This window comes from Persicitalea jodogahamensis, assembly GCF_014651615.1.
GTDB classification, from domain to species: Bacteria; Bacteroidota; Bacteroidia; order Cytophagales; family Spirosomataceae; genus Persicitalea; species Persicitalea jodogahamensis.
The window spans coordinates 1580104-1605663 of sequence record NZ_BMXF01000001.1 but is presented as its reverse complement, the minus strand read 5'-3'; the positions used below and the strand labels follow the sequence as shown (position 1 = coordinate 1605663).

20 protein-coding genes are annotated in these 25560 nt (G+C 51.4%); 9 read left to right on the top strand and 11 right to left on the bottom strand.

What is annotated here, in order from left to right:
* Positions 1–49: 49 nt before the first annotated feature.
* Positions 50–1684, top strand: coding sequence for a glycerol-3-phosphate dehydrogenase/oxidase (locus tag IE117_RS06615; RefSeq protein ID WP_189563516.1), 1635 nt, complete (start codon positions 50–52; stop codon positions 1682–1684).
* A gap of 5 nt (positions 1685–1689) precedes the next feature.
* Here the strand turns inward: IE117_RS06615 and IE117_RS06610 are convergent, their stop codons facing one another.
* The 3 genes from IE117_RS06610 to IE117_RS06600 form a co-directional block, all read right to left on the bottom strand.
* Positions 1690–2865, bottom strand: coding sequence for an FG-GAP repeat domain-containing protein (locus IE117_RS06610; RefSeq protein WP_189563515.1), 1176 nt, complete (start codon positions 2863–2865; stop codon positions 1690–1692).
* 79 nt (positions 2866–2944) lie between these two features.
* Positions 2945–3796, bottom strand: coding sequence for a glycerophosphodiester phosphodiesterase family protein (locus tag IE117_RS06605; RefSeq protein WP_229580414.1), 852 nt, complete (start codon positions 3794–3796; stop codon positions 2945–2947).
* Positions 3797–3905: 109 nt separating this feature from the next.
* The gene (locus tag IE117_RS06600) at positions 3906–6341 is read right to left on the bottom strand and encodes a TonB-dependent receptor (protein WP_189563514.1); all 2436 of its coding nucleotides are present in this window, start codon (positions 6339–6341) and stop codon (positions 3906–3908) included.
* A gap of 255 nt (positions 6342–6596) precedes the next feature.
* Between IE117_RS06600 and IE117_RS06595 the strand changes: the two genes are divergently transcribed.
* The gene (locus IE117_RS06595) at positions 6597–7595 is read left to right on the top strand and encodes a c-type cytochrome (protein WP_189563513.1); all 999 of its coding nucleotides are present in this window, start codon (positions 6597–6599) and stop codon (positions 7593–7595) included.
* Positions 7596–7603: 8 nt separating this feature from the next.
* Here the strand turns inward: IE117_RS06595 and IE117_RS06590 are convergent, their stop codons facing one another.
* The 5 genes from IE117_RS06590 to IE117_RS06570 form a co-directional block, all read right to left on the bottom strand.
* Positions 7604–8014: a PepSY-like domain-containing protein gene (locus tag IE117_RS06590; protein WP_189563512.1), complete on the bottom strand. Its 411-nt coding sequence runs from the start codon at positions 8012–8014 to the stop codon at positions 7604–7606.
* A gap of 65 nt (positions 8015–8079) precedes the next feature.
* The gene (locus IE117_RS06585; protein WP_189563511.1) at positions 8080–9375 is read right to left on the bottom strand and encodes a sensor histidine kinase; all 1296 of its coding nucleotides are present in this window, start codon (positions 9373–9375) and stop codon (positions 8080–8082) included.
* Positions 9372–10046: a response regulator transcription factor gene (locus IE117_RS06580; protein WP_189563510.1), complete on the bottom strand. Its 675-nt coding sequence runs from the start codon at positions 10044–10046 to the stop codon at positions 9372–9374. The genes IE117_RS06585 and IE117_RS06580 overlap by 4 nt, the downstream gene beginning before the upstream one ends.
* 217 nt (positions 10047–10263) lie before the next feature.
* Positions 10264–10794: a DinB family protein gene (locus IE117_RS06575; protein ID WP_189563509.1), complete on the bottom strand. Its 531-nt coding sequence runs from the start codon at positions 10792–10794 to the stop codon at positions 10264–10266.
* Positions 10795–10895: 101 nt separating this feature from the next.
* On the bottom strand, positions 10896–12422 hold the full coding sequence (locus IE117_RS06570) for a sulfatase family protein (RefSeq protein ID WP_189563508.1): 1527 nt from the start codon (positions 12420–12422) through the stop codon (positions 10896–10898).
* 186 nt (positions 12423–12608) lie between these two features.
* Between IE117_RS06570 and IE117_RS06565 the strand changes: the two genes are divergently transcribed.
* From IE117_RS06565 to IE117_RS06545, 5 genes are all read left to right on the top strand, one after another.
* Positions 12609–12944, top strand: coding sequence for an L-rhamnose mutarotase (locus tag IE117_RS06565; RefSeq protein WP_189563507.1), 336 nt, complete (start codon positions 12609–12611; stop codon positions 12942–12944).
* 168 nt (positions 12945–13112) lie between these two features.
* Positions 13113–14600 carry a tagaturonate reductase gene (locus tag IE117_RS06560; protein ID WP_189563506.1) on the top strand — a complete coding sequence of 496 codons (1488 nt, stop codon included), beginning with the start codon at positions 13113–13115 and terminating at the stop codon, positions 14598–14600.
* On the top strand, positions 14593–16239 hold the full coding sequence (locus IE117_RS06555; RefSeq protein WP_189563505.1) for a UxaA family hydrolase: 1647 nt from the start codon (positions 14593–14595) through the stop codon (positions 16237–16239). Before IE117_RS06560 ends, IE117_RS06555 begins: the two co-directional genes overlap by 8 nt.
* A gap of 213 nt (positions 16240–16452) precedes the next feature.
* The gene (locus tag IE117_RS06550) at positions 16453–17280 is read left to right on the top strand and encodes an amidohydrolase family protein (protein WP_189563504.1); all 828 of its coding nucleotides are present in this window, start codon (positions 16453–16455) and stop codon (positions 17278–17280) included.
* A 27-nt stretch (positions 17281–17307) separates the two neighbouring features.
* Entirely contained in the window at positions 17308–18333 is a 1026-nt protein-coding gene (locus IE117_RS06545; protein WP_189563503.1) for a zinc-binding alcohol dehydrogenase family protein, read from the top strand.
* Between the two features lie 30 nt (positions 18334–18363).
* Here IE117_RS06545 and IE117_RS06540 read toward each other — a convergent pair whose 3' ends face one another.
* On the bottom strand, positions 18364–19239 hold the full coding sequence (locus IE117_RS06540; protein WP_189563502.1) for a helix-turn-helix domain-containing protein: 876 nt from the start codon (positions 19237–19239) through the stop codon (positions 18364–18366).
* Between the two features lie 146 nt (positions 19240–19385).
* Here IE117_RS06540 and IE117_RS06535 point away from each other — a divergent pair, with 146 nt between their 5' ends.
* Together IE117_RS06535 and IE117_RS06530 are read left to right on the top strand one after the other, a co-directional pair.
* Complete coding sequence (locus IE117_RS06535; protein WP_189563501.1) at positions 19386–22655, top strand: DUF1553 domain-containing protein; 3270 nt, start codon at positions 19386–19388, stop codon at positions 22653–22655.
* Positions 22656–22748: 93 nt separating this feature from the next.
* On the top strand, positions 22749–24272 hold the full coding sequence (locus IE117_RS06530; RefSeq protein WP_189563500.1) for a DUF1501 domain-containing protein: 1524 nt from the start codon (positions 22749–22751) through the stop codon (positions 24270–24272).
* A 69-nt stretch (positions 24273–24341) separates the two neighbouring features.
* On the opposite strand, the gene IE117_RS06525 is transcribed toward IE117_RS06530, so the two are convergent.
* Both IE117_RS06525 and IE117_RS06520 read right to left on the bottom strand, forming a co-directional pair.
* Positions 24342–25208: an aldo/keto reductase gene (locus tag IE117_RS06525; protein ID WP_189563499.1), complete on the bottom strand. Its 867-nt coding sequence runs from the start codon at positions 25206–25208 to the stop codon at positions 24342–24344.
* A gap of 41 nt (positions 25209–25249) precedes the next feature.
* A complete protein-coding gene (locus tag IE117_RS06520; RefSeq protein ID WP_189563498.1) occupies positions 25250–25435 on the bottom strand; it encodes a hypothetical protein in 186 nt (61 codons plus the stop codon).
* Positions 25436–25560 lie beyond the last annotated feature (125 nt).

The following is a 25560-nucleotide window of genomic DNA, read 5'->3' as shown; positions in this document are numbered from 1 at the left end:
CTTCCACGAAAGATGCTAGTTTTGCAAACCCTCTTCAACTCTACTGCCCATGAACCGCTCCGAGAACCTTGCCCGGCTGAAAACTGAAAATTTCGACATCTGCATTATCGGTGGCGGTGCCAGCGGTGCGGGCTGCGCCCTGGATGCCGCCTTGCGTGGGTATAAAGTAGCAATGATCGACAAGCAGGACTTTGCTTCCGAAACATCTTCCCGTTCCACCAAGCTTATCCACGGTGGTGTCCGGTACCTTGAGCAGGCTTTTACCAAGCTCGATTTCGCCCAGTTGAAGCAGGTTCGTCACGGACTGGAAGAGCGAAGGATCGTTATCAAAAATGCGCCGCATCTGGCCCGCCCGCTGGCGCTCCTGACGCCCGTTTTTTCCCTATTTGAAGGTCTGTATTACAGTATCGGGCTTAAGATGTACGATTGGTTTGCTAATGACAACACACTACCCAAGGGCAAATGGCTTTCTAAAAAAGAGGTTCTGGCGCGAATGCCTACGCTGGATAAAAATAAACTTCACAGCGCAGTTCTGTACTACGACGGCCAGCACGACGACGCCCGCTATTGCCTGGCTATAGTGCAGTCGGCCCAGGAACAGGGTGTGGCCGTGGCAAACTACGTGGGAATAGCGGGTTTCGAAAAAGACGAGGACGGAAAACTGACGGCAGCGAACGTCCATGACGAATTGACCGGGGAAGGTTTTTCGATTCAGGCCAAAATATTTCTTAATTGTACCGGTACTTTTGCCGATCAGATTCGGCATTGGGCCAATCCAAAGCTCCCCTCCCGCATCCGCCCCAGCAAGGGCGTGCATGTAGTTTTACCTTACGCAACTCTGAACAGCACAGATGCCATGCTGATCCCCAAGACCAGCGATGGCCGGGTAGTTTTTGCCATTCCGTTCGAAGGGCAACTGGTTGTGGGCACTACCGATACCGAGTTCAAGGATGGAACGCAGGAGCCTTTTTTAGAAAAAAATGAGGTCGATTTCCTGCTCGGGACATTGCGCCCTTATTTAAAAAAATCGCCACAACCTGAGGACGTCACGGCAGGCTTTGGCGGGTTGCGTCCGTTGCTGGCCGCCGACCCGACCAAATCCACCAAGGGCCTTACCCGCGACCACGAGGTGGAACACGACCCAGATTCCAACTTGGTAAGTCTGCTGGGGGGCAAATGGACTACCTACCGCCTGATGGCAAAGGATGCCGTGGAAAAAGTGGAGGAGCTATTGGGAAAAGAAAGTACCTGCCTGACCGCCGACCATTTGCTGGCAGGCGGCGAAAATTTTGATTATGAAGCCTGGAAAACCATTCATGAAAAGTACGATTTGGGCGAGGACACCTGCAAGCACCTGATTCTGAAATACGGGTCACGGGCTGACAACGTCGTAAATCTCATTCAGGGTGACGCTTCGTTGGCTGACCGGCTGGTGGCTCGTCTTCCTTACATCAGAGCCGAAGTGGTGTACGCCGCCCGCCACGAAATGACCGTCACACCGCGTGATTTTCTAGCCCGGCGCATCCGCATGGAAATCACCGATTGGGACGCTACACTCGAATGTCTTCCTACTGTCTGCGACCTGATGGCGGCGGAGCTAGGCTGGGACGCCGAGACCGAGCGCCGCATGATGAATGACTACACAACGATGGTTCGCAAATTCCAGCGGGAAGCGGGGGGATAATTACGCTACTTTTCTTGCATGAACACATGCACGCCCCGTTTATTTCCCGTCACGATGTCGGGCAGGCCATCTTTGTTTATGTCCACCACCGTAACATGCAGCCCGGAGCCGGAATCGTTATCGATTTCGTGAGGGGTCCATACCGGAGTCTTACCCTCTAGCTTATATTCAAACCAATACATTAGCGGCGGGTCGAGGCCACCGGGATCTTTGCCTTGATGCGCCAGGTGACGCTTTCCCGTAATAAAATCCAGATCGCCATCGCCGTCAAGATCGGCGATGGCCAGGCTATGGGTTTGGGAAAAAGCCTTAAAGATCTCGTGTTCAGTCCATGTTTCGCGGCCATCGGCGTCACGGCCCTGCTCGTGCCACCAGATGCCATAATTATGGGCGGATGAACTCAGAATGTCGTTCAGACCATCACCGTTCAGGTCAAGGACGTACATTTGGGCGCAGTCCTGGCCGAGATCAGCCGGGTGGAACTGCCAATTTTCCTCTTTTGGATTTCCGGTACCTTCCCACCAGCCAAGTTTAGTGACAATGTCCTTCTTACCGTCCCCATTGACATCGCCATAGCCGATGCCATGGGTATACTGGTGCGTGGCCAGTTTCTCGTCGTTACTGATGACGTATTTCGTCCATTCCGTAGCGCCTTTTTTGGTAGGCGGGCTAATCCAGATTACTTGCTTGGCTGTGGGATCATTGCCGAGGATGTCGAGCCGACCGTCGCCATCCACATCCACCAGCATCGGCGACTCGTTGCCCAGGTGGTCGTGAATCGGATGCATTTTCCAATGGCCGGGCTTATTTTTGGGATTTTCATGCCAGGCAGCGGCCTTGCCGGGCCAGTCGATGCGGATCAAATCTACCCAGCCATCCTGATTGACATCCATGGCAAAGTCTAGGAATGAGTCACTGTACCCTTCCATTTTTTTGAAAGTTTGTGGCGCGGCCAACTCATGAGCTGTCCAATTGGGTGCCTCGAACCAGTAGGCACCGGACATGACGTCTATCTTTCCGTCTTTGTTTACGTCGCCGACTGCCGCACCTTCGGCAATGAAGTCGCGGGTCAGGGTTTGTTTGGTGAAAGAAACCGGGTGAGGTTTTCGGGTCTGGGCGAAACCATCAGAGATTGCCACAGCCAGAATTAAAATCAAAGGAAAACCCAAAATTTGCTTCATTTCATTCGAAGATTATAGTTATCGTTAGAACCCGCAGTGGCAGGAATTATACTGATAAAAAATCCAGGAACTGTCTTGCTCAGTGTCGGCCTGCTTTTTTCAACGCATCCAGCAGTAGTTCAGGCTCATCAGTCTGCACGATATTAGCCCCGAATCGCAGTAAATCGCTCAATGCCTCCTCCACCTTTCCCGACCTGAGTTTCTGATCGGGTTCCCCCAGGGCATTGATCCAGATCCGGGCCTTGTTCCCTTTGATAAGTCTGGTAACTTCGGGTGTGTAGAATTTTGAATCGATATGGACGACCTCCGGACCAAAACGAATGATAGCAGAATCAGCCATCGCCTCGGAATACGCGCGGGGCATGAGCATATAGTCAGCATCGGCCTGCTCGACCTCCGCCAACGCCTCGTAGTCGCTATCGAAAAAAAAGGCGATATTCTGTGTCCCGGTTTTCTTTACCACAGCCATGATAGCGTCAAGCCGATCGGTTTTCAGGTCCAGATCGATCATGATATGCCCCTTCGCAAGGTTCAGGACATCTTGCAAAGCAGGAATCTTTTCGTTCGTTTCCTTGCCATTTGCCACCAGACGAAGCTTTTGTAGTTCGATGAAAGTAAACTCTTCAGGATCACCTTTCCCTGTCGTAGTACGATCCATCGTACGGTCATGCATCAGGAATGGAACGCCATCTTTGCTCACTTTTACGTCGATCTCAACGATATCGATTCCCAAACGAATGGCTTCTCGTACAGCCGGGAGTGAATTTTCGGGGAAATAGTGATGCACGGCCCGGTGCGATGCCACCAGCACCACTCTGGAGTCAGTATCCAAAAACTCTCTTCTAATCTCCTCAACATTGCGCTGGCCAAAAGCAGTCAGCGTTCCAACTGCCATCCATACCGCAACAATCATTCTCCCGGTTACTCGCATTTACTTGTTATTTCGTTTTAACAATTTATCCAAATCATTTCCTTTTCAGAATCCAGGTGATTCGGATTAAATACGCGGGCTGCCCCGAAAGATACTAGTTGACTACGGCTTAAAACTTCCGGCTATAACCGACTCGCACGACCTGTGTTTCGTTATAGTCAGTGCTCGTGTAGCCGAATCCCTGCCCCTGAATTTCGCGCTTAATAATCATCGTGTTCAGCAGATCGGTAGCATTCAGGAAGAGTTCGTCCTTACCGCCACGCAGTGTTTTCTTCACGCCCGCATCCAGCGAGAAACGGCTGCCGATGCGGCCCTGTGGAATCAGATCGGGAGCCAGATAGATAGCCGTGAGCTGCAAATCAAGGTTTTTCGGCAAATGCATGAGCGTGTTCAATTTCACATTTCCCGAAAACATTTCCTGCTTTGCCACCGTGAAAGTATTGACCACAGGATACAGATTCCGCACCGTAAAGGCATCGATTTGATTACGGTACCCGTTGAGGTTCAGGTTGAAAGACAAGGCCGGCGAAAGAGTTTGGGAAAACACCAACTCCACGCCCGCATTGTAACTACGCCCCGCATTCTGAAAAATGTTATAGATCAGATTACCAGCCCGGGCCGGGTTTGTCGGATCACCGGGTACTACGCTGGCGATTCGGGTGATGGTACCATCCACACGGCGGTGATACAGGGCGGTATAGAAATACCCTTTGTTCAGGTTGGTTCGGTAGCCCAGCTCCACACTACTGGTAAACTGAGGCTGCAAGGCCGGATTTCCTACTTTGATGATCTCGGCGTCGTCGTATTTAGGAAAAATGCGGATATCCACCTCATTGGGGCGGTCCACTCGGCGGTTGTAAAAAAGCGAAAGCTTATTTCGGTCGTTAAATTTATAAGCCAACCGCACATTCGGAAAGGGCTGGGTGTAATTGTAGCCATCGCTCTTATAGGTCGGATGATTCGGGTTTACGGTGTATTTCAAGCCCACGTACTCCACCCGCAAACCGACTTCGGCCTCGATTTTTTTATTCTCAAAAACGTAGTTGCCATACACCGCCGGAATGGTTTCGGCGTAGGTCGCCTTGCCGCCTGCCAGGCTGTCGATGGGCGAGTTCAGTCCTGGGAAAAACTGCATGTTGGTGGGAATCACCCGGCGGCGGAATTTGAAACCACTCTCGAAGCGACCATACCTCAGCGGTCGCACATAGTCGAGATTCAGGTCGGCTACGTTTTCGTCCGACAACAATTTGAAGGAATCTTTGCCCGTAAAAGTGGGGCGAATATTGGTAAAAAAGTACTTTTCGTCTTCACGGTGGAAGGTATAATTGAAGCCCAGATTCAACACATGGCCCGGCTGGCTATATTTGTGCTGGTACGTCGCCGAAGCAACCACGGTAGTTTTCAGTTCGTCTTCCAGAAACTGCCATAGCCGATAGCGTTCCGAAAGATTTCCGTTAAAAAAAGGTTCATCACCATTGTCGAGAATTTTCTCGCTGCCAAACAATCCTGACACGGTCAGCACATCGGATGAAGAAAGATTCCAGTCAATGCCTGCTTTGGTAGTAATGAAAGTCGTGTTGCGGTTGCGCTTGGTTTGCTGCTCAATGACGGTACCGTCGTCGTAAGTACGCGTCACAAATTCATTCTTATTCAGCGTTTCGGTATAAAGGTAATCGCCCTGAAAAAAGGCATTGACCTTGCCTTTGCGGTAGTTAAGTGACAACGACGGGTTTACCTTGGGAGTCGCCTGGTACTGCGGTCGAATGGTTGGCAGATTTTCGCGCCGCACCCAAAGCGCTCCAAGTCCGGTAGTGAAACCCGCTTTGCCGTTAAAACCTTCCTGCTTGTTTTTCTTGTAAATGATGTTGATAATACCTGCGTTGCCATTGGCGTCGTAGCGCGCCGAGGGATTATTGATGATCTCGATGCGTTCAATGGCCGAAGCAGGAATATTATCCAGTCCCTGCTGGTTGCCGAAGCCCGTGATGGCCGTTTGCTTGCCGTCCATCAGCACCGCCACACGATCACTGCCGCGCAGAAGTACCTTGCCGTCCTGAACAGCCACGCCCGGCAGGTTCTGCATGGCCTGAAGTACGGAGCCACCTGCCTGGCTGATGTTGTCGGCGACGGCGAACGTCTTCTTATCCATCTTATCGCTCAACCCTTCCTGCTGGCCGGTGACTACGACTTCATTCAGCATTTGCGTATTTTCGGCGAGTTCTATCGTACCGACATCCAGAAAGTTCGTCAGACTACCTACGTATAGAGGCTGTCGTTGGGTAGCGTAGCCTATCAGCGAGTATTCCAGCCGGTAGCTGCCCGGTGTCACGGGAGCCAGCGTGAACCGTCCCGTCTCGTCGGTAACCGTTCCGGTAACGAAAGCCGAGTCCTTTTCGGTTTTCAGGATCACATTGACGTAGGGCATCGGAGCCTTTGTCGTTTGTTCCCCGACAGCTCCGGAAATGGTAACGACCGGGGTTTGAGCAGACGTCGTTGATATTCTGAGAATGAAGTAGATGCTTAGAAAAGAAAATATATAGCGCATAAAGAAAGGTCTGGATTTAACATAATAACAGATAGCAAAGGTACCCCTCCAATTATGGAGAAAAACTGGATTTATCCCGTAATAGTCAGCTTTTACCCATGCTTTGAGAAAGATTGGAAACTCAGTACGAATTGATTTTTTCGGCTTTCACTCCCTTCCAGAATAAATTTGATTCCAAGAATTTGATTTTGTCCATTTTTTAATAAACTTTTGAATAATAATTAGTCCAAACCTTCAAAAAATACTCAATCCGTTATGAAAAAAGTTCTGAAAGTAATCGGCCTCATCCTTGGTGTAGCTGTTGTTGGTGTCATTGGTGCAATGGCTTATGTCAAACTAGCACTACCCGACGTAGGCGCAGCACCCGAAATGAAAATTGAAATTACGCCAGCCCGACTGGAACGGGGCGAGTACCTGGCCCAGCACGTAGCCCTTTGTGCCGACTGCCACGGCACCCGTGATTTTTCCCGGTTTTCGGGTCCTATGGTACCTGGTACAGTGGGTAAAGGCGGTGAGCTTTTCGACCAGAAGATGGGTTTTCCGGGATCGTTCACATCAAAAAACATCACCCCATATGGTATAGGCGACTGGACCGATGGCGAAATTTACCGGGCCATCACTACGGGCGTCAGCCGGGATGGACATGCTTTTTTCCCGGTCATGCCCTATCCCTATTATGGCCGGATGAACGAAGAGGATGTCAAGAGCATCGTGGCTTATCTTCGGTCCCTCAAACCCATCGAGAGCCAACCTGCCGACTCCCGGCCTGATTTCCCAATGAATTTCATTCTCAACACCATTCCCAAAGAGGCAGACCCCATGCCCCTACCCTCGCCCGGTGACGAACTGGCCACGGGCAAATATCTGACTACTTTGGCCGGCTGTGCCGAGTGCCATACCCCCGTCCAGCAAGGACAGATCATTCCTGAAAAGATGTTCTCTGGCGGCAGGGCATTCGATCTGCCGACGGGCACTGTCTACACGGCGAATATTACACCCGACAAGGCAACGGGCATCGGCAGCTGGACGAAGGAGGCCTTTGTGGCGCGGTTCAGGGCCTATGCCGATAGCGGGTATGTGCCGCCGAAAGTCGGCCCCAACGAAATGCAGACCATCATGCCCTGGACAATGTACGGCGGTATGAAACCCGAAGACCTGGGGGCTATCTACACCTACCTGATGTCGGTACAGCCGATTGACAATCCGGTACCGCAAAAATTCAAGCCCAGGGAGCCAGAGGTAGCTTCGCGGTAGGTACTGTGTCAATTCAATTTCGCAGGTTTCCCATCGGCATCGAACAATAGGTCCCTGCCACCGACTTCGGCTTCGTAGTACGTTTTGCCGGCGCGCGTGATTACAGCGACCTCCTTTATTTTTTTGCCTTTCAGAGGAGCCTGAACAGCAGCAGGTAGTTCAGTGGTTTTTATTTCCTTTTCTGTTTCGAGCAGGTTGCCCTGCGCATCGAAAACAACGGAATATTCCTCTTTACCCTGTTCAAAGCCTACTTCGTAGTCGCCGTCTTCTTTTTCCCAGTCAGCATCCTTTACGTTGGGATAGGCCTTGGCAAAAGCAGTTCTTACGGCCTGGGGTACTTTATCGGCTTTCATTTTCTGGGCCATTGCGCCACAGGAAATCGTCGCGGCCAATGCAGTCAGCATTATGATCTTTTTCATTGTTTTGGCTTTTTAAGTTTTCAACTAGTGCAAGTGTAAGGCAAAAGTTTGGAGAGAATCTGGAATCAAAATACAACCTCCAGACTATGCCAGTCCCCTTCGAAACTATAGTTGGCCCGGAAACCGCTGGTTTCGCAGACTTTGGCGACCAAAGCCAGCCCCAGCCCCAAAGAATCGGGGTTGGGGCTATCTTTTCGAAAACGCTCCCATAGCTGCTCAACGGGGACGGTGGGTGGGCGCCCCGTATTACGGATTGCCAATTTTTTGGAAGAAAGCTCTATGTCGATTTTTCCTTCCGGCAGATTGTGCTTGATCGTATTGGTGAGCAGGTTGTTGAGAAGCACATCGGCCAGGTATGGATTTACCAGAATCTCCACACCTGAGGAGATTCTGTGGGTCAGGGAAAGTCCCTTGTACTGAATAAGAGTTTCCCAGAGCATCAGCTTCTCGTGCAGCAACTGTCCAAAATCGATCCTTTCCCGGGTCGCAAACTGCTGGTTTTCGATCTTCGTCAGCAACAATAAAGTTTGGTTGAGTTTGGCTAATCTTGCGGTTGTGTCTAGCAAACCACCAATTTGCTCAAATTGAAGGGGCGTAAGATTAGGAGCCTGCAAAAGTTGTTCGAGATTCGCGCTGATCACCGCCAGCGGCGTCTGTAATTCATGTGAGGCATTTTCGGTGAATGTTTTCAGGCTGGCGTATTCCTGCCGGACCATACTCGTCATTTGATCGAGGTTTTTCTGCAAAGTCTGAAACTCGGTGGTGCTGCTCGTGGGAAATTCCAGTGGCTCCACTTCACTGATTTTGAAAGTTCCGAGTTTGGCGAGAGTCTGGTAAAAAGGCTGCCAAAGACGGTTGGACAGCCAATAGTTGACCATGAGCAAGGCCACCATCAGGGCGGCGATCAACCCGGCAAAAATCAGGAATACAGCCCGGCTGAGGTCTTCTGTTTCGTATAGCGGATTCTGGATGGTTACTTTGTAATATTGCGGCCGGTCGGGCGGCACCAAATTGGGTGAGTCGATGCCCGCAGAAGTTGAAACTCCGAAAACCAGAATCCGGTAGTCGAGCATCTCCCCGGGTTCAAGGGGATTGGCCAGCACGGTATCGGTCAGTACTTCAATGACCGGGCCGTTCACTTTCTCCACAACCAGACTATCGGTGAGCGAGTACCAGTTTTCGGGCACCTGCCGGGTTTCGTGCAGATGAGCGGTTAGTTTTTCTTTTTGGGCATAAAGCTGTTCGGTAGCTTCTTCGCTGAATATCTTTTTCAATAAAAAAAAGCAGAACACACCTCCCAGCCCGGCCACGAGAAGGCTGGCGAGCAAAAATGAGCGGGTAGCCTTGTGAATCAGCTTCATGCCGTCAGTTTATAACCCACACCATAGATCGTCTGAATGTAATCCGGACTGCCATTTTCAGCAAGTTTCTTCCGTAGGTTCTTCATCTGCGAGTACAGAAAATCGAAGCAGTCCACCTGGTCGATGTCATCGCCGTAGAGGTGTTCCGAAATGGCGCCTTTGGTCAGTACCCGCCCCGGATTGGCCAGCAGATAGGTTAGCAGGTCGTACTCCTTGCGGGTGAGTGTCACCCGATTTTGGCCCACCCACACTTCCTTCGCATCGGGCAGGACTTTGATCTGGTCGAAAATAATCTCAGGATTGCCGTCGAACTGCCGACGCCGCTGCACGGAATTGAGCCGGGCGTTGAGTTCGGAAAGATGGAAGGGCTTGGTCAGATAATCGTCGGCGCCCAGGTTGAGGCCTGAAATCTTATCATTGACCGAGTTCTTGGCCGAAATAATGATAATGCCCGCCCGCGACCTGGCTTCTTTCATTTTCTTGATCAGATCCAATCCCGAGCCGTCGGGCAGCATGATATCCACCAGAGCGCAATCGTATTCGTACACGCCGATCTTCTCGTCGGCGGTTATTGAATCCTCCGCCCATTCGCATACATGGCCTTCGCTCCGGAGAAAATCCAGGACGGCGGCAGCCAGTTTTTTCTCGTCTTCAACCAGTAATATTTTCATGGTCCGAAGGTAGTATGGGTTTCTGGAAGAAAACTGGAAACCGTCGATTCAGTTCAAGACGCCATCTATGAGGTGATACCTGGTGGTGAAAGGCTTATCCGACAAGAAAACAACGGGCCTGGTAGTGTCTGGTTTCCTCAAATTTCAGGATGGATTATAAAAAAAGCAGCCGGTACTTTGTCCGGCTGCACGAAAGGGGTAGAAGGGATAAGGGTGATCAGAACAGCTTTTCATTAGGTGGTTTGATGCCCTTCATGCGAATATAAATGGTAGCTTGCCCCCGGTGGTGGGTCTGGTGCTCAAAAGCTTTGGCATACGCTACACCACGAGACATGTCACGGCCAAACAGCTTGATGTTGGCATTCATGTCAGCGTCTGAGGTACCGGAAAGCGCGGCGATGGCAAAGTCGTAGCTTTCCAGCACCACCTTGGTCACGGCTCCTTTGGTATTGAATTCCTCCATTTTTTCCAGATTCTTGCCTTTATAAGGATTCTCTTTGCCAGAGGCAGCCGAAGAAAAATTGAAGTTACCGTTGGCAAGATGCAGCATTTGTTCTTTGAAAGAACGGATCTCAGGCGTGGGCTTGTAGTCCAGGCCATCTTCGGGCATAGCTTCAAGATATTCCTGGGTGAATTCTTTGGCCCGTTGCCAGTCGGCCACCAGATTGGCTACCGAATCGTCAGGCTGAAAGCTGCTGAGGCCCAGCCAGGCTACGAAAAATAACAGAGGAGTTAATATTCTTTTCATGATAGAACGGATTAGTTTACCGACAAGATAATCAAATACCCGATTAACTGAAATTTGAATTCAGTTTTACAATAAGAACAGGAACTCGTAACAGCCTGACATCAGGGCCGCATCGCTGACAAATCCAGCTTGTCGTCGTACTGCTTTTGCAACCTGGTCAACTCCGCAAATAGTGTTTTCTTTTTTCCCTGAAACCCCGGTTGGTCGGCCAGGTTGTTCATTTCTTCGGGATCTTTTTTCAGATCAAAAAGCAGGAATTTATTCGCTTTCGGATAAACGATCAGCTTAAAACCATCCTGCCTGACCATCCGCTGCAAGTTTACGTAGGCCCCATACACGGCTTCGTAAGATTTTCCCTTTTGGGTACCTTTGGCAAGAGGCAACAGGCTTTTGAATTCCACAAAACCGGGCTTTGCAATTCCGGCAAGTTCCAGTGTGGTGGGCATAATATCCTGGTAGTACACATCTTGCGTCACCGTTTTCCCTGCCGGCACGCCCGGTCCGGCCATCAACAAGGGCGTCCGCAAACTATGATCGTACATGCTCTGCTTGCCCAGCAAGCCGTGCATTCCCACGGCCAGCCCATGGTCGGCGGCAAAGAATATATAGGTGTTTTCCAGCAGCCCTTTGGCTTCCAGATCGTCCAGGATTTTGCCAATCTGGGCATCGAGGTGGCTGATGATGGCGTAGTATTCCTGCAAATGCGTTTTGATGGCCAGTTCGGTGCGGGGAAAGGGCGCAAGAGCTTCGTCGCGCAGCTTGGGGCCAACGCCGATTTCGTCGTGGAAAGGATAGTCGGGCTGAAAGCTTTTCGGAATCTTGATGTCTTTCAGCGGGTACATGTCAATGAATTCCTGGGGCGATTGCCGGGGGTCATGCGCGGCGTTGAACGCCAGGTACATGAAAAAAGGTCGCTCCGACTGGCTTGCCTGCCGGGCAAAATCCGCCGCGTCGTCGGCAACTACCTCAGTCCAATGTTTGCCACCTTCCCAAAAACCGCCTTTGCTACTGTCGGTCGGCGACCAGGATTTATCATCCACCGATAGGGGGCGATTGTAGCCATTGGGCATAGCCTCCGCCCATGTCAACTCACCCGCCCTCGCCTGGGCAAAAGCAGCTTGCGCTTCGGGGCTTGAGTAGGTGTCTTTGGGCATGCCCGCACGTATGTGCTCAGCCCGACCGAAAATTTTGGAAGCCGACGCATCCACATGCCACTTACCCGTCATGTAAGTGTCGTAGCCCGCTTTTTCCAATAGTTTCGGCCAGGTAGTGTTCAGGGCGGCAGCGTCGCCCGCCGACCATTTTTCCCGGTGCTGGTTGACGTGCCAGACTGACATTCCCGATACCAGCATGGAGCGGGAAGCCGTGCAGATAGCCCCGTTCCAGCCGCCCATGTTGTAAGAGTGGGTGAAGTTGGCTCCCCGCGCGGCTAACCGATCTAGGTTTGGTGTCCTGACCTGCTCATTACCCATGTAATGCAAGGCGCGGTAAGTCAGGTCATCGGCAAAAAAGAACACAAAATTGGGTTTGGCTGGTACTTTGGGGTCGGAGGCGAAGGAAAAGCACAGAGCGGCCAACCCGGCCGATCCAACCATGAGCGCTATACTTCTGAATGAAAATTTGGTCATGAGCAAGTACCGATTTCTTGTTTGGTGATAGACCATGGTAAGTAATTATCGGCCTTCATTTACTTGTTTAAATAGGCCTGTTTGTACCCGGAGCCAGTGACACCTGCAAACCTCACACTAAGCTCTATTCCTATACTCAGTCTCAAAAAATCAAAAGCAATACCAATTTTCCATTTTCGATAAACAATGCCCCGTTACTGCCTGGCCCTTGACCTGAAAGACGATCCTCAACTGATTGAAAAATACAAGCAGCACCACGCTCTCGAAAACTTTTGGCCGGAAATCAACCGCAATATCCGCCGAGCGGGTGTGTTGGACATGGAGATTTACCTGTTCGGCAACCGGATGTTCATGATTATGGAAGTGGACGACACCTTTTCATTCGAGCGCATGAACGAGATCAACCAGGACCCTAAATCGGTGGAATGGGAAGACCTGATGTGGGGCTTTCAGCAGGCCGTGCCGGGCACCAGGCCGGGTGAAAAATGGGCACCGATGGAGAGGGTATTCAAATTACCATAATATGACCAAATTTGTGGGGAAAATGACTCAATCCGACGGTCAGATCATCTCAGAAATTCGTGCGATCGGCTACCACTCACTTTTGTACTATCATTTTAGATAGCTTTGTCGGGGGAAGAGACCGGAATTAGCAGTCTATAGAAAGAAAACAACCATATAAACCTTCGAATGAACTCATTAAATAAACAAAACGCACCGGATCAGGAAATTTTCAACTACCCCGAAAAGGCCCTGTTCTTCGGAACGGGCGTACTGCTGCGGGGACTACCACTGTACTTTATCGACCAGGCCAACAAGCAGGGTGTCTTCAAAGGACGCGTGGTCGTGGTCAAATCTACCTCACGGGGCGACATTTCCGCTTACAGTGAGCAGGATGGATGCTTTACATCGGTTGTTCGGGGCATCGCGAATGGAAAAGAAGTAGAACAAAACATCATAAACTGCGCCATCAGCCGGGTACTTACTGCCTCCGACGAGTGGGACGAAATCCTGGCCGTGGCCCAAAGTCCCGACTTGGCGGTGGTCGTTTCCAATACCACCGAAGTCGGAATTACCTACGAGGAAGAATCTATTTTTGGCAATCCCCCTTCTTCGTTTCCGGCGAAGTTGCTCGCGATTCTGCACAAGCGCTACGAGACCTTCGGCGGCGACACGCAAAAGGGCCTGATCGTGGTGCCAACCGAGCTGATTTCTGAAAACGGCAAAATGCTGCACGGCATCGTCAACCAACTGGCGGCCTACAATCGGCTGGACGTGGCCTTTGTAAGCTGGCTCAACGAAGCCAACCGATTCTGCAATTCGCTGGTAGACCGCATTGTACCGGGCGAAATCAAGGGTGATTTGAAAACAGAACTGGAAGGCGAGTTCGGCTACCGCGACGATCTGATGCTCATGGCCGAACCCTACCGTCTTTGGGCCATTGAAGGTGATGGCAGCATCAAGTCGAAGCTATCCTTTCACGAAGTGGATGCAGGTGTCAAGATCGAATCGTCCATTGAAAAATACAAGGAATTAAAGCTGAGACTGCTCAACGCACCGCATACTTTTTGCACCGGTCTGGCGCATTTGGCGGGCTTCGAAATGGTAAAGGAAGCCATGCGCGACGAAGCATTCCTGGAATTCATTCGCGGCTTGATGTTCGACGAAATTGCGAAAAGTCTCGATCCGAACATTGATGCCGCCGAAATCAACGACTTTGCGGAAGCCGTGATCGACCGTTTCAGCAACTCGCATCTGGATCACAAGTGGCTATCCATCAGCCTAAACTACACGTCCAAGATTAAAATGCGTTGCGTCAAGTTGATCGAAAGCTGGTACGCTAAGTCACCCACCGAACGCTCGCATATGGCTTTCGGCTTCGCCAGCTACCTGCGGTTTATGAAAGTGGAGCGTGAAGAAAACGGCAAGTACTACGGGCACGCCAACGGGCAGGATTACGCATTGAATGATCCGGAAGCCGGGCAACTCATGGCGCTTTGGAATTCAACCGACGATGTACCAACTTTGGTTGCCAATGTTTTGAAGGCCGAAGAATTGTGGGAAACGGACCTGACCAGGCTGCAAGGTTTCCAGGCCGACGTGACCGCGTTTTTAAAGGATATTATGGAAAGCCCCAAATTCGGGCTGGAATTGTTTAATCAGACTGTTCGTGAATAAAATATTAAAAGTACACCCCTCCGACAACGTTATCGTCGCCCTCACCGACCTGAAAAAAGGTGAAGTGCTGGCGCTTGATGGTGAATCCTATACCCTGACCGAGGACATTGCCGCCAAGCATAAGTTTGCCGCCCGTGACTTCGCGCCAGGCGACGAAGTGCAGATGTACGGCGTCCTGGTCGGTAAGGCCCAAAACGCAATCAGTCGGGGTAGTTGGCTGAATGTTTTCAATACAAAGCACGCCGCCAACCCATTGACAGTCAAGGAAAGTACCTACCAATGGCTGGCTCCCGACGTTTCGAAATACGAAAATGCCACTTTCAAGGGCTTCCACCGAAGCGATGGGAGTGTAGGCACGGCCAATTACTGGCTGGTGGTGCCGTTGGTGTTTTGCGAAAATCACAATGTGGACACGCTGAAGAAGGCGCTCACCAAAGCTCTGGGCTACGAAACTACCACACCTTACCAGGATAAAGCGGAGAAAATTCTGGCGATGATCCAGGCCGGACAGGGGAGTGAGATCCTTCAAACGGAACTACCCTCCACCCCCAAGAAGAAAGCGGCTTCTGCCGTTTTTCCGAACGTAGACGGTATCAAATTCATCACCCACCAGTCGGGCTGCGGCGGAACGCGGCAGGATGCGCAGGCGCTGTGCGGTTTGCTGGCGGGCTACATCACGCATCCCAATGTAGCCGGAGCGACGGTACTCAGCCTGGGCTGCCAGAATGCCGAAGAAAGCATCCTGATCCAGGAAATCGAGAAGCGCGTACCCGGCTTCGACCGTCCCGTCCATATCCTCAACCACCAGACCCTGGGGGGAAAAGACGACATCATCGACCTGGCCTTGAAACAAACCTTACTGGGTTTGAAAGAAGCAAACGAGCTGCAACGGACCGATGCTCCCTTGTCGAAACTGTGTGTGGGGCTGGAATGTGGTGGTTCGGATGGGTTCTCGGGTATTTCGGCCAATCCAACCCTTGGGTACTTTTCCGATATGCTGGTGGCGTTGCAGGGAAAAGTAATGCTGGCCGAGTTTCCCGAGCTCTGCGGTGTAGAGCAGAACCTGGCCGACCGCTGCGTGGATCGCCCCACCGCCGAACGCTTCGCTCACCTCATGAGTACGTACAGCCAGCGCGCCACGGCAGCGGGTTCTGGCTTCGACATGAATCCATCGCCCGGCAACATCAAGGATGGCCTGATCACCGACGCCATCAAGTCGGCCGGAGCGGCTAAAAAAGGCGGCTCCTCCCCCGTCGTGGATGTGCTGGATTACCCCGAAAAAGCCACCAAACCCGGCCTGACATTGCTTTGCACGCCCGGCAACGACGTGGAGTCCACTACCGCCGAGGTAGGTTCGGGCGCTACGGTGGTGCTGTTTACTACTGGTTTGGGTACCCCTACGGGGAATCCCATTGCTCCCGTCGTGAAAGTGGCCAGCAACAGCAAGCTATTCAACAAGATGCACGACATCATGGATTTCAATACGGGGGGCATCATCGAAGGCAGCGAAAGCATTCCTGCCGCCGCCGAGCGGCTCATGGATTTCGTAATCTCGGTAGCAAGTGGCGAAACTACCGTAAAAGCGGTACTGAATACCCAGGATGACTTTATCCCATGGAAGCGGGGCGTTTCGCTCTAATCTTCTGATTTAAAGATATATATAACTACGAATATTTAAGGACATGATGTGAATTGTGTCCTTTTTTTGTGGATTATCATCATAGACCAGCCATAGGAGTCCGAATCATGCTGGTTGAACTTCACGATTCACGGACAAGGTTCGCCAGAGTAAATGGCGCAATCGGCTCTCTTTTGTAGATCAAACGCTTTACCAAAAACTCAAAATCCCACTATGAGAATTGATGCTCACCAGCACTTCTGGTACTTTGATCCCATCCGTGATGCCTGGATCGATGAACAAATGAAGGTCATCCGTCGTGATTTTCTACCCGAAGATTTAAAGCAGGTTTTAGCCCAAAACCAAATCGACGGCTGTGTGGCCGTGCAGGCATCACAGGATGATGCCGAAACTGAATTCCTGCTCAAGCTGGCCGGGGAAAATGATTTCATAAAGGGCGTTGTCGGCTGGATCGATTTGCAAGCTGATGATTTGGGGACGCAGTTGGAAAAGTACCAGGGACGCAAATTACTGAAAGGGTTCCGCCACGTGTTGCAAGGCGAATCGGAGGAGTTTATGCTGCGGCCTGCCTTCGTTCGCGGCGTTAAGCTGCTGCATCACTACGGATACACGTACGATATCCTGATTTTTCCCAACCAACTGCCGAATGCCGTCAAACTCGTAGCACAATGTCCCGAGCAACGCTTTGTCCTTGACCATCTGGCTAAACCCTACATTAAGGCCGGGAAAATAGCGGATTGGGAAAAAGATTTGAATGCTTTGGCTGCGCATGAAAACGTATCCTGCAAAATTTCGGGTATGATCACCGAGGCAGACTACCGAAGCTGGACTTACGAGCAATTGGTGCCTTACCTCGACGTCGCTTTCGAAGCCTTCGGGCCCAACCGCCTGATGTTCGGCTCCGACTGGCCCGTTTGCCTGGTGGCGGGAGAATACCAGGCGGTTAAAGATATCGTAGAAAAGTACACCGCTACTTTTTCAGCGGAAGAAAAAGCAAAAATTTTCGGCCTGAATGCCGAAAGGTTTTATAATTTATCCTAAGACCACTTCATCTCTAAACCCCTGCCCATGAAAACAATTATTCTTAAAGAACCTGGTAAGTTTCAGACGATTGAAAGAGCTGAGCCGGAAGTAGTTGGATCGGGCGAAGCCATTGTGAAAATCAGGAAAATCGGAATATGTGGTACAGACTACCACGCTTTCAGAGGGAACCAGCCTTTTTTTTCCTATCCGCGCGTTCTCGGACATGAATTGGGGGCCGAAGTAGTAGCACTTGGTGAAAAACAGACTGAATCCACCTTGATGATTGGGGATCGTGTTTCAGTGGAGCCTTACCTGAATTGCAACACATGTCAGGCATGCCGCAGAGGTTATTCCAATTGTTGCGAACGTCTTAATGTGCTGGGTGTGCATACCGATGGCGGTATGACGGAATACCTCAAAGTACCAATCCACAAGCTGCACAAATCCGGGGTGCTTTCCTACGATCAGCTCGCCCTTGTTGAAATGTTGAGCATTGGTCTCCACGCCACAAATCGGGCAACCGTCAATGCCGGGGACTTGGTGTTGGTAGTTGGAGCGGGGCCAATCGGGATTTCGGTCACGCAGTTCTGCAGGCTGAGGGGAGCCACGGTTGTCGTGGCCGACAGATTCGAAAGCCGGCTTAACTTTATAAATCGGCACGGCATTGCAGACCAAAGCATCAAGGTAGAAAAAACGCTGACGCCCGAACATTTGCGGGAGGTTTTTGACGGTGACCTGCCTACGCTAATCTTTGACGCTACGGGCAACCGCAACTCGATGCTAAGTACTTTCAACCTGATCGCACATGGTGGCAAAATTGTCTTTGTGGGATTATTTCAGGGTGAGGTCGAATTCCAGGATCCTGAATTCCATAAGCGGGAGGTAACGCTACTGAGCAGCCGAAATTCGCTCCCCGAAGATTTCAGTGAAATCGTCTCGCTGATGGAAGCCGGACGAATCGATACGACCTCATGGATTTCGCACCGCACTGACTTCGACCACCTTTCGGAAGAATTCCCGACTTTCATGCGCCCCGATCAGGAACTCATCAAAGCCATCGTTGACGTTTGAAAAAGCGACGCATGGAGCATGAAGCGCGGATCAAATCATGCCTTTTCGTGCCCGACTCCGGTACTCCCCTGCCGTTTGACCCGTGTGCTGCTTGAATACTTTGGCAAAATAGGTACGGTTGCCAAATCCCACGGCGTCAGCAATTTCGTCCTGCGAGGCGTCTGAAACGAGCAGCATGTTCTGCGCATTCTGTACCCTAAGCTGGTGAATATAGGGAATGGGGCGAAGCCCGACCATTTCCTGGAAGATGCGGCTAAAATAGTCGGCATTGAGGTGGGCAATCTCCGCTAGTATCCTTACACTCAGCTCGCCGCCAAGGTTTTCGTGGATGTGTTGCAAAGTTCCGGCGATCCGGCTGTAGGGTGCCCCACCGGCTTGGCCTGGCAGGATTTCGGACCCCAAGAACCTGGATAGCAATTGTTTCACTATGCCGTTCGTTTCCATTTGAACAGCTTGATCAGGGTATTTTTGCATACTCGCAGCCCTTTGCTTTTCTGCGCTGGGAATAACCTTGGGATTTGGATTAAGAAGCTGTCGGTCGGGATTTATTTCCAACAGTCGGTCGAAGAGGGCCGTATCCATTCTGGTAGCTGCCACCTGGTTTTTTAAATGGAATACGTACTTAATGGAAATGCCTTTGGGCATCGTCTCTTCAAAATGCAAATAGCTTTGGTGCAAAAAACCGTCACAGCGGTAATGAGAAAGCGTGAAACTAGGCACCATGTACAGGCCGCCGGGCTGTAAATCAAGCGACACATTGCCGAAAGCCACCGTCCCGGTGCCGGCATGAATGTAATAAAGTCGGTAAAATGGACTGATGACATTTTGGTAGTTCCAGCGTTCGTTTAATTGCACGCGGGCTACATTGAGCAATAAAAACTCGTTTTGATCTACCAGACCATACATAATATGCTTTTTTGTAAGTAGAAAACGTAACTAAAAAGTTTAAGAGGGAAGATAAAAGTCGGATTTGTGGACAAACATATCAATTTTGCATAATACTTACAATTTGTAGACCTTTATCTTTGAAGCTTCAAAAGCCCCCACGCCCAATGCCCGTCAGAATACTATCCCTTTTCCTGCTTGCCATTATCTCCTTTTCCTGTCAGCCCGACCTTCCTGAGGATGTCAGTGCGGCGATGGATTTGGTGCCGAAGGAACTAGACTATAACCGGGACGTCAAGCCGATTCTGTCGGACAAGTGCTTTGCCTGCCATGGCCCCGACATGGCCAAGCAAAAGGCTGGTCTCCGCCTCGACCTGGCCGCAAATGCTTACGATGAACTACCTGAATCGCCCGGAAAGGTAGCCATCGATCCCGGCAGCCTGCGCAACAGCGAGGTATTTCGCCGCATCATAGCGACCGACCCTGAGGTGGTGATGCCCACGCCCGAGTCTCACCTGAGCCTGACGGCATATGAGAAGGCTGTTTTGATTAAGTGGATCGACGATGGCGCTGTGTACAAGCCGCACTGGGCGTTTGAGAAACCCGTGATGCCCGAGATTCCCACCGTGCAACATGCCGATTGGGTCAAAAACCCAATCGACAACTTCGTGGCTTTCCGCCTGGAAGAGAAAAAGATGGTACCCAGCAAAGAAGCCGATAAGGAAACCCTTATTCGCCGGGTGACTTTCGACATCACAGGACTTCCTCCCACGCTGGATGAAATCGATGCCTTCAGGCGGGATAAAAGTACCAACGCATACGAAAAAGTGGTGGATCGACTGCTCAAATCACCGCACTACGGCGAGCGCATGGCCGCCGACTGGCTCGACCTGGCCCGTTTCGCCGACTCCCACGGCTATACGGTAGACCGGCTGCGCGATATGTCGCCCTACCGTGACTGGGTCATCAAAGCTTTTAACGAAAACCAGCCTTACGACCAGTTTATTCAGTGGCAGCTGGCCGGAGACCTGATGAAGGGCCCAAAGGGCGGCCCACCGACGAAAGAAATGCGTATCGCCACGGCCTTCAACCGCAACCACCAGCAGAATCTCGAAGGCGGGATTATTGAGAAAGAATACCAGACGGAGTATGTACTGGACCGCACCAATACTTTCGGCGATGCCTTTATTGGGCTTTCGGTGGGCTGCGCCAAGTGCCATGACCACAAGTACGACCCCATTTCCCAAAAAAACTACTACCAGTTATCCAGTTTTTTCAACAACATTGATGAAGCCGGGCAGATTTCCTGGGACGACGCCATGCCCTCGCCCACCATGCTACTGCCCACACCTGAGCAGGACTCCATACTGGCTTTCATGCAAAATACTGTCGGACAGCAGCACAAACAGCTGCTTGACGCCCGGAAAAATGGCAAAGGTGATTTTGAGAATTGGTTAAAATCGAAAGCCTATACCCGTTTGAAAAGCCAAAGTATTCCCGGGAATGGTTTACAGGCCAAATTCAGCTTTGACAATAATTCGCTGAAAAATGAGGTCAATCCCAAGCAACTAGCCTACACGACACTGCAAGGCAATAACAAGCAAAAGGAGGTATTTGTGGCAGGGCACCGCGGACCGGGCGTTCACCTGGACGGCGACGCCTGGCTGGATCTGGATCGGGTCGGCATATTCAGCAAGTCCGAGCCATTTAGCGTAGGGATGTGGGTTAACATCCCGAAAGAAATGGAGGAGGGCGTGATTTTTCACAAGAGCCAGGCAGAGCGGTTGTATAACTTTCGGGGGTACCACGTATACTTGAAAGACAATAAGTTGGAAATGAGCATGGCGCATGTCGCGCCTTCCAACGCGATTAGCAAAGTCAGCCGCAGGGAAGTACCCCGTGCCAAGTGGATTCAACTCACCATGACCTACGACGGATCGTCCAAAGCCGCCGGACTTAAACTTTATCTGGACGGCGACCCTATGCCAATGCTGGTCACGAAAGATCAGTTGACGAAGGAAATTCTCTTCGACACCGCACGGGTGAAGCCGCAACCTGGTCTGCAGATTGGCGGTTGGTGGCGTGGGTACGGCCTCAAGAACGGTCAGGTGGACGACATCGTGGTCTATAACCGGGCGCTGACACCCTACGAGGTCGAGATTTTGAGCGAGAAAAAACGGTGGGAGGCAGTCGCTGCCAAAGCCCCCGGCCAATTGACGGCCGAGGATAGTCTGGCTTTGAAGGAGTACTATTTTTCGGCGGTCCATTCCCCGACTCTGGCGGCACAGAAAGCATTGATGAAAACCCGCATGATCCTTGCCGACAGTACCGAAAAAGTGCAGGAACTGATGATAATGCAGGAAACACCTAAACCAAAACAGGCTTTTGTACTGGAACGTGGGGATTACGATGCTTTGGGCGCAAAAGTATATCCCGGTACGCCGGAGCGGATTTTTGCTTTTTCGAAGAACCTGCCCAAAAACCGCTACGGTCTTGCCCTGTGGGTCACACACAAAGACAATCCACTCACCGCCCGCGTGGCGGTGAACCGTTACTGGCAGTTGTTTTTTGGTGTGGGCCTAGTCAAGACCGCCGAAGACTTTGGCAACCAAGGCGAGATGCCTTCACACCCCAAATTACTCGACTGGTTGGCGCTTACTTTTCAAGGTTCAGGCGGCCCCGCTCCGGCGAACCGGTCGTACGGGTGGGATGTTAAAAAGCTAGTCAAGACCATGGTGATGTCGGCTACCTACCGGCAGGATTCGAACGCTTCGCGGGATCTTTTGGCCACGGATCCACAGAACCGGATGCTGGCGCGCGGCCCTGCGCGCCGCCTGACCGCCGAAATGATGCGCGACAATGCCTTGGCAGCCAGTGGCCTGATGAACTATGAGATTGGCGGCAAAAGCATCAAACCCTACCAGCCCGATGGCCTCTGGCGCATCAACGGCGCAAAATATGAACCGGACAGCGGCGAGGTAGTTTACAAGCGGAGTGTGTATGTCATTGTGAAACGTTCCGTACCCAACCCGACACTGGGTACTTTCGACGCAACATCCCGCAGCTCGTGCATCGTACGCCGACAAAAAACTAATACGCCTCTGCAGGCCCTAGTGACGCTCAACGACCCGACTTACGTAGAAGCGGCCAAAGTACTGGGTGAGCAAATGACGAAGGAGAAGAATCCTCAGGTGGCCGTTGTTCAGGCTTACCGTAAGCTGACTGGCCGCAGGCCCGATCAAAAGGAAATAAGTTTGCTGCTGAAACTGAAAAGTCAGCAGACCGAGCTCTTTACCAAGTCTCCCAAGAAGACAGAAGGCTGGCTCAAAGCCGGACAATACAAAATCGACAAGTCGCTGAGTGCCGCCGAGCTTGCGGCCAACGCTGTGGTTGCTAGCACCATAATGAACTCCGACGCTGCTATCACGAAGCGCTGATTTACTCTTTCAAGAATAGAAGAATTGTATGTCGATGGGTAATACTGATATAAAAAGTACCACCGGAGCGATCCTGTGCCAACTACCAATGATATGAACCACCATGAAGACGAATTCAGGCTGCATACTCCGGAATTCAATAAGCTCAATACGAAGCTCGACCGCCGTCATTTCCTGACCAAAACATCGCTTGGCATGGGTGCTCTGGCATTGGGTTCGCTTTTTGGCGCCAACAAATTGTTTGGTGCCGGAGCGGCAGGCGCGGCTTCGCAGAATCCCGGCGAACTCTCCGAAGATTCGCAGGAAGCTATTCTACGGGCTTTGCCGCATTTTGCGCCCAAAGCCAAGCGTGTCGTTTACCTCTTCATGAGTGGCGGGCCTTCGCAGTTGGAAACCTTCGACTACAAGCCCAAGCTGAATGAAATGTTTGCAAAGCAATTGCCTGATTCAGTCCGTAAAGGGCAAAGGCTGACGGGTATGAGCGCCAGTCAAAGCAGTCTGCCGATTGCTCCCTCGGTTTATAAATTTGCCAAGCATGGGCAGTCTCAAACCTGGGTCAGTGAACTGATGCCCTACACCGCCAAAGTGGTGGACGATCTTTGTATCATAAAGTCGCTGTACACCGATGCCATCAACCATGATCCGGCCATCACGTTTTTCCAGACCGGCAGCCAACTACCGGGTCGCCCGTCTATTGGATCGTGGGTGAGCTACGGGCTGGGTTCGGATAATGAGAATCTCCCTACTTTTATTTCGCTGGTGTCCAAAAACGCCAGCGGACAACCCTTGTATGCCCGGCTGTGGGGCAACGGCTTCCTGCCCACCGAGCATCAGGGGGTGCAGTTCCGCTCAGGCAAAGACCCGGTGCTATTCCTGAACAACCCCGAAGGCTACGACGGGGCAGACCGCCGCGAAATGCTGCAGTACCTGAAGCAACTCAATGAGCTGCAAAATGCCCCCATTGGCGACCCGGAAGTCGATGCGCGCATTGCGCAATACGAAATGGCCTACCGGATGCAGACTTCCGTACCCGAGGTAATGGACACTTCGGATGAGCCGGATTCGGTTTTTGAGATGTACGGCCCTGACAGCCGCGACGCAGGCACCTACGCGGCCAACTGTTTGCTGGCGAGAAAACTACTGGAAAAGGACGTAAAGTTCGTGCAACTCTACCATCAGGGTTGGGATCAGCACGGCGGCTTGCCGGGCGGTATCAGACACCAATGCAAGAACACTGACCAGGCCACGGCAGCCCTGGTGCAAGACCTGAAGCAAAGAGGGTTGCTTGACGACACACTTGTAATCTGGGGCGGAGAATTTGGGCGTACGGTTTATTCACAAGGTCAACTAACGGAAGACAACTACGGTCGTGATCATCACCCGCGGTGTTTTACAATGTGGATGGCCGGAGCGGGTGTAAAACCCGGCATCAGCTACGGGGAGACGGATGATTTTAGCTATAACATCACCCAGAACCCCGTTCACGTGCACGATTTTCAGGCCACCATGCTACACCTGCTCGGCGCTGACCATGAGCGGCTGACTTATAAGTTCCAGGGACGTCGTTTCCGCCTGACAGACGTGCACGGCAAAGTTGTGAAGGATATCCTTACCTGACAGCTACGAAGAAGCCCCCACTTTGACCAAAGCGGGGGCTTTCAGGCTGTGAATATATGTACTTATCGATCAGGCTGTGGCCTCATTCAATTCTTGAAGATCTTCTTCTTCCAGCTTCAAGGAAGCTGCCGCTACGTTCTCTTCCAGATGCGCAACCGATGAAGTACCAGGAATAGGCAGCATCACGGGCGAGCGTTGCAACAGCCACGCCAAAGCCACCTGATATTCGGAAACACCGTGCTTCTTCGCGACCTTCTGGATCGTTTTCTGGCTATTGATGCTACCCGCTGAAAGCGGATACCAGGGAATAAAGCCTACATTCTGTGCTTCACACCATTTTAAGGAATCCTCCCAACGACGCTCGTTAAGGTTGTACATGTTCTGAACGGTAGCAATGTCTACTGTCTTGCTGGCTTGCTCCAATTGCTCCGCGCTCACCTCCGAAAGGCCGATGTAGCGAATGAGGCCTTCTTTTTGGGCATCTTTTAAAACGCCCAGACTATCTTCCATCGGTACTTCAGGGTCGATCCGATGAAGCTGGTACAAATCAATGCGTTCCACCTTGAGACGCTTCAGACTACCCTCCAACGCGGACCGCAGGTATCCGGGACGTCCGTTCGGCTCCCACTTATTAGGACCAGGGCGTGTCAATCCGCCTTTTGTCGCGATAAGCATCCCTTTCGAATAAGGATGAAGCGCTTCGGCAATAAGTTCCTCTGATACGTTAGGGCCGTAGCTGTCGGCCGTATCAATAAAGTTAACACCAAGCTCGGGTAGCCTGCGCAGTACGCGCAAAGCCTCTCTTCGATTATCGGGTGGGCCCCAGATTCCGCTTCCGGTAATGCGCATCGCTCCGAATCCCAACCGGTTTATGGTTAAATCATTTCCTATATTAAATTGGCCTGAGGAAGCCGCACTTAAAGTTTTATCATTCATTTTTGTCAAGTATTTTTCATTTTGAAAGGAAAAATGCCCCTTCAATAGATCCCCGCCAGTTGCATTCTTTTGAAGATACCCAGACTGTCGAAGTTGTCCGAAAGTAGTCGCCGTGCTTTGGCGCGTCTTCTCATTCGCCGCGTCGAGGCTCCTTCAAAGTACTGATGGTACTCGACCCAAAAACGATAAGCCGCTCTCCTGAATTTACTCCTCTTTCTCTCTTCCATGACCGCCAAAGTTTAAGGTAAAATAATGTATTCTTGAATTTCCCCAGTGAGTCAAAACTTCTGTGCCATTCCCCAAAAAGAAACAGGATTGCCGACTTAACTCGGCAATCCTGTCTAAAAGGTAT